Below are 4,365 nucleotides of genomic sequence, written 5' to 3'. Positions count from 1 at the left end.
ATCCGCGAGGGCAACGTCGTCAGCGTCGGGCGGCGCCCGCGCTGAGCGGCGCTCAGACCGCCTCGCCCACCATGGCGAGGCGCTGCCGATCGAGCTCCTCGCTGTAGCGCTTCAGGGTGTGGCTCTCGGTGAGGAGGCCGATCACCCGCCGCTCCGCCTCGCCGTCGACGACGGCGAGCGCCTCGCTCTCGGCCTGGTCGAAGGCCGCCGACGCCTGCTTGGCGTTCATCTCGGGCGTCAGGAAGTCCTTCGGGTAGCGCAGCACGTCGGCGAGCTCCGGCTCCTCGCCCTCCGCCTCGCGCGAGGCCGCGTGCGCCTCCGGCACGTTGACGATGCCGGCGTAGCGCCCCTCCCCGTCCACGACGATCACCCGCGAGGGCGACCCGAGCGGGTGCGCGCGCAGGAACGTCGCCATCGGCGTGTCGAGGGGCACGGGCCGCACGTCCTTGCGCATCAGCCGACCCACCGTCAGCGTGCGGATCCAGCCGACGTCGTGGGCGCTGCGGATGCTCTCGCCGCGCAGGTGAAAGCGCCAGGTCGCGAAGGAGTAGCCGAAGGTCTTCCGCACCGTGAGCGAGGAGGCGATCACCGCCACGAGCACGAGGCCGGCGATCGGGAAGCTGCCCGTCAGCTCCAGCGCCAGGAACGTCATGGTGAGCGGGCCGCCGATCACCCCCACCGCGAGGGCGCTCATGCCGATGACCGCGTAGGCGAGCGGCGTCAGCCCGAAGGCGGCGACGCCGGGCACGATCTCGGGCGCCACCAGGGCGAACAGCTTGCCGGCGATGGCGCCGAGGAACAGCGAGGCGAAGAACAGCCCGCCGCGGAAGCCCGAGCCGATCGAGATCGCGGTGGCGGTGGCCTTGCCGGCGAACAGGACGGCGAGCGCCAGGATGCCCGGCCCGTGCGCCTCGGCGAGGTGGAGGTGGAGCGCCCCGTGCCCCCCTGAGAGAACCTGCGGGCTGACGGCGAGCGCGAGGAGACCGACGCAGAGGCCGCCGACGGCCGGCCCCGCCATCCGCGGCAGGCGCGTGGCCCTGACCCCCTGCTCCACCAGAGTCACCCCCCGCATGATCAGGATGGCGAGCACGGCGCAGAACAGGCCGAGGGCGAGGCTCGGCAGGGTGTCGGCGGTGCCGAGCGGGCGCGTCGCGATCGCCTCGATCCCCGAGACGGCGACGAGGGGCGGGCTCGGGATCAGGGCCCGGGCCACCACGCTGCCGCACAGGGCGGCGACCACCACCGGCGTCAGGGTGGCGATGGAGTAGGTGCCGATGATCAGCTCGAACGCGTAGAAGGCCCCGGTGAGAGGCGCCCCGAAGGCGGCGGCGATCGCGGCGGCCGAGCCGCAGCCGACGAGGGTGCGCAGGTCCCCGCGCCGCATCTCGAAGGACAGGCCGAGGCGCGAGGCGATGCCGGCGCAGATCTGGGTGTAGCCCGCCTCCAGCCCGACCGAGGCGCCGCTGCCGTTCGAGATCACGTTCTGCACGGCGACGTAGACGGAGTCCCGCAGCGACATCCGCCCCCCGTGCAGCGCGTTGGCCTCGATCGGATCGATCACCGGGCGCTTGCGCCCACCGCGCAAGCGCCCGACCGCGTAGACGAGCAGGCCGAGCACCGCCCCGCCGAAGGTCGGCCCGAGGACGAGCGCGACCGGGTCGACCTCCTGCGCCGCGCTGAGGCGCAGGCCCGCCGGCAGGTCGTAGAGACGCTCGCGGAAGCTCTGCGTGGCGAGGTTCATGGCCGAGACCACGACGCCCGCCACGCAGCCCGTGACGGCCGCGAGCCCGATCAGGCCTGTCTCGCTCGCCCGGACGAGGGCGCGCAGCCGGCCCGGTGCCTGGATGAGCGCCCGGCCGCCGGGCAGCCGGCGCGGCCTCGCGCGGCGGGCGGTCGAGGCGGGCTTCGGATCCGATCGGCGATCGAGCGCGGGCTTGGCTTCGGACGTGGACGGCATGCTCTCTCACGAACGTCGCTTCGGATCGGGCCCGTAGCCAACACCTCAGCCGCCGCTCGGTGCCCGCGCCGACGGGCGATCCACAGCGGCCGGATCGACCTCACGCGGCGCTTGAAATGCCCGCACGCCCGCGATAAACCCCGCCCCAGTGCCGCCGTAGCTCAGTTGGTTAGAGCACCAGATTGTGGATCTGGGGGTCCCCCGTTCGAGCCGGGGCGGTGGTACCATCGATTTTCTTGAATTGGATCAAGGGGTTGGCAGATCGCTGACCCCTTTTTCTGTCCGTGGGCTGCTTCCTGAGAAATGACCCTAGGAAGCAAATAGGCAGCAAGCGCTCAGTCGCATCCTGCAGTGGGCTTTGATCCGGGCACTCGCTCGCAGCGCTTACATCGCCGTTCACTGACAACCCAAGCGGTAGCCACATCAGAACTCCGTCACGCTGCCGACACACCAGTGGGCGTGCCCCGCAGATGCGTCTCGCGTCGCAAGTGGAAGCTGGCGCGGTACCGACGAGCAGACCTTCGGCTTTGCGCCCATTTCGGCCGCTCAGCCGACTCCGGCCGCCTCCCCGAAGCGGACGTTGCAGCAGCTCAGCTAACGGGGCTGAGTCGCGGCAGGAGCCGACCTTGGGCCGTCAGGTGGTGCTTTGCACCTCCTCTAGGCAGAAAGAGCTTCTCGGTCCTCAAGGCAGAAAGCCTGCACGCTGATCGACACAGCCCAGAGAAAGGATGCGCCTTTTGTGTTCTGCCGCTGCCCGACGCACGTCTATTTGGAGATTTTTTCCTCGTGCTTTGCCTCGAGGACGACCTTTCCACGCTTGATCACCCAGGATCGCGGCGGAAGGTCGAGGAGCGCGTTCGCGACGTTCGGCGTGTCGAGGATCACCAGGTCAGCCTGTTTGCCGACCTCGAGGCCGTACCGGTCGCCAATGCCCATCGCACGGGCCGCGTTCGTGGTCGCCATGCGCAGAACATAAGCTTGGTCATCTGGCGATCCGAGCTGCGCGATATGAGCGAGCATGTTGCCGATCTGCAGTGGATCGACCTTCCCGAACGGCGTGAACGCATTGCGGATGTTGTTCGAGGCGTAGGTCACGTTCACGCCCGCCTTCCTGAGCGCGGCCACGGGTGTCAGTCCGCGCCTCGGATTGGCCTGATCCTTCCGGCCGCCGAGATAGGTGTCCGTCGCGGGAATCGTGACGATGTTGATGTCAGCGCGCTGGAGCAGTTCGAGGACGGGCCGCGCTTGATCGGGCATCAAAGAGGCGAGGCTGGTCATGTGCCCCAGCGTGACACGGCCTTGGTAGCCGGTGTCTATGGTCTTCTGCGCGATGTAGGCCGCCGCCGCGAAGCGGGGATCCGAGGTATCGTCGGCGAAGTCCGCGTGCAAATCGACGGGGCGGTCGTACTTCTGAGCCAGCCTGAAGCACTCGTCGATGTGGCTCCGTGTGTCCTCCCAGGTGCGCTCGTTGTACGGGCAGCCTCCGACGACGCTCGCGCCCATGTTGAGCGCCTCTTCCATCATCGCCAGGGTGCCCGGCGCCTTGAGGATGCCTTCCTGGGGGAAGGCGACGATCTGAAGGTCCAGCGCGTTCCTATACTCGTCAGCCAAAGCCAGCCCGGTCTCGACGCCGATCAGCCCCTGGATGGGATCGACGTCGGGCTGTGCGCGAAGAGCGACGACGCCGTTGCGTATCGCCATGTCGAGGACTTGTCGGGAGCGATCCAGAACGTCCTCGCGCACCTGCTGCGCCTTCAGCTGGCCCGTGATCCGGATCGCTTCAGCCAACGTGCCGGATTGGTTCGGCATCCGCTGTTCGAGCAGTGCCTTCTCCAGATGGATATGGGGTTCAAGCAAGCCGGGAATCGCGGCTCGGCCTTGGGCATCGATCACGCGCGGCGCGGTGGCCGCGAGATTGGATTGCACGGCCACGAAGCGCCCTTTGCTAATGGCGAGATCCACTGGCGGTTTGCCATCGGCGATGCGGACCTGCCGGACCAGAAGCTCGATCTCGCCGGGCGCACCCTCGCCAGCTTGCGCCCTTGCTGAGGAGGGCGCTGACATGACGCTGAGAGCACCGAGCCCGCTGGCGGCAGCCATCCCGAATGATGTTACGCCCTGAAGAAAGGAGCGCCGGCTCGGACTCGTGCATCCACACGTGCAGCGTACCCTGAGCATCGTAACTCTCCCTTGCTGATGCAGCGTGCTACCTGTTCGAACTATGGGGTTGGCTCACGCGGCTCGGCCTCAAATGCCGAGGGCCAAGCCGTCGCTTCGCGGGTCGTGAGCGCCGACCAAGCTGCCATCGGCCTCGATGCGGATCGCTCCCGGGTGGCCGGCCAGGGGGCTCTGCGCGGGGATGGGGCTGATCTCATGCCCGCGTGCCGCGAGTTCCGCGAACACGTCCT

The 4,365-nt window shown here is 68.7% G+C and carries 2 protein-coding genes, 1 tRNA gene and 1 pseudogene; 1 reads left to right on the top strand and 3 read right to left on the bottom strand.

Annotated features, from left to right (window positions below; genetic code table 11):
• Positions 1-52 precede the first annotated feature (52 nt).
• The gene (locus tag MOX02_RS29515) at positions 53-1,957 is read right to left on the bottom strand and encodes a chloride channel protein (RefSeq protein WP_147029332.1); all 1,905 of its coding nucleotides are present in this window, start codon (positions 1,955-1,957) and stop codon (positions 53-55) included.
• Positions 1,958-2,107: 150 nt separating this feature from the next.
• Between MOX02_RS29515 and MOX02_RS29510 the strand changes: the two genes are divergently transcribed.
• Positions 2,108-2,184: transfer RNA gene (locus MOX02_RS29510), tRNA-His, on the top strand.
• A 538-nt stretch (positions 2,185-2,722) separates the two neighbouring features.
• Here MOX02_RS29510 and MOX02_RS29505 read toward each other — a convergent pair.
• Positions 2,723-4,057, bottom strand: coding sequence for an amidohydrolase family protein (locus tag MOX02_RS29505; RefSeq protein WP_238179206.1), 1,335 nt, complete (start codon positions 4,055-4,057; stop codon positions 2,723-2,725).
• A 147-nt stretch (positions 4,058-4,204) separates the two neighbouring features.
• A pseudogene (locus MOX02_RS32570) lies at positions 4,205-4,365 on the bottom strand (gamma-glutamyltransferase); the annotation flags it as partial.

Origin of the sequence: Methylobacterium oxalidis (genome assembly GCF_007992195.1) — a bacterium.
Classification (GTDB): Bacteria; Pseudomonadota; Alphaproteobacteria; order Rhizobiales; family Beijerinckiaceae; genus Methylobacterium; species Methylobacterium oxalidis.
The sequence above is the reverse complement of the archived record's forward strand: the minus strand, read 5'-3'. Positions and strand labels throughout refer to the sequence as shown.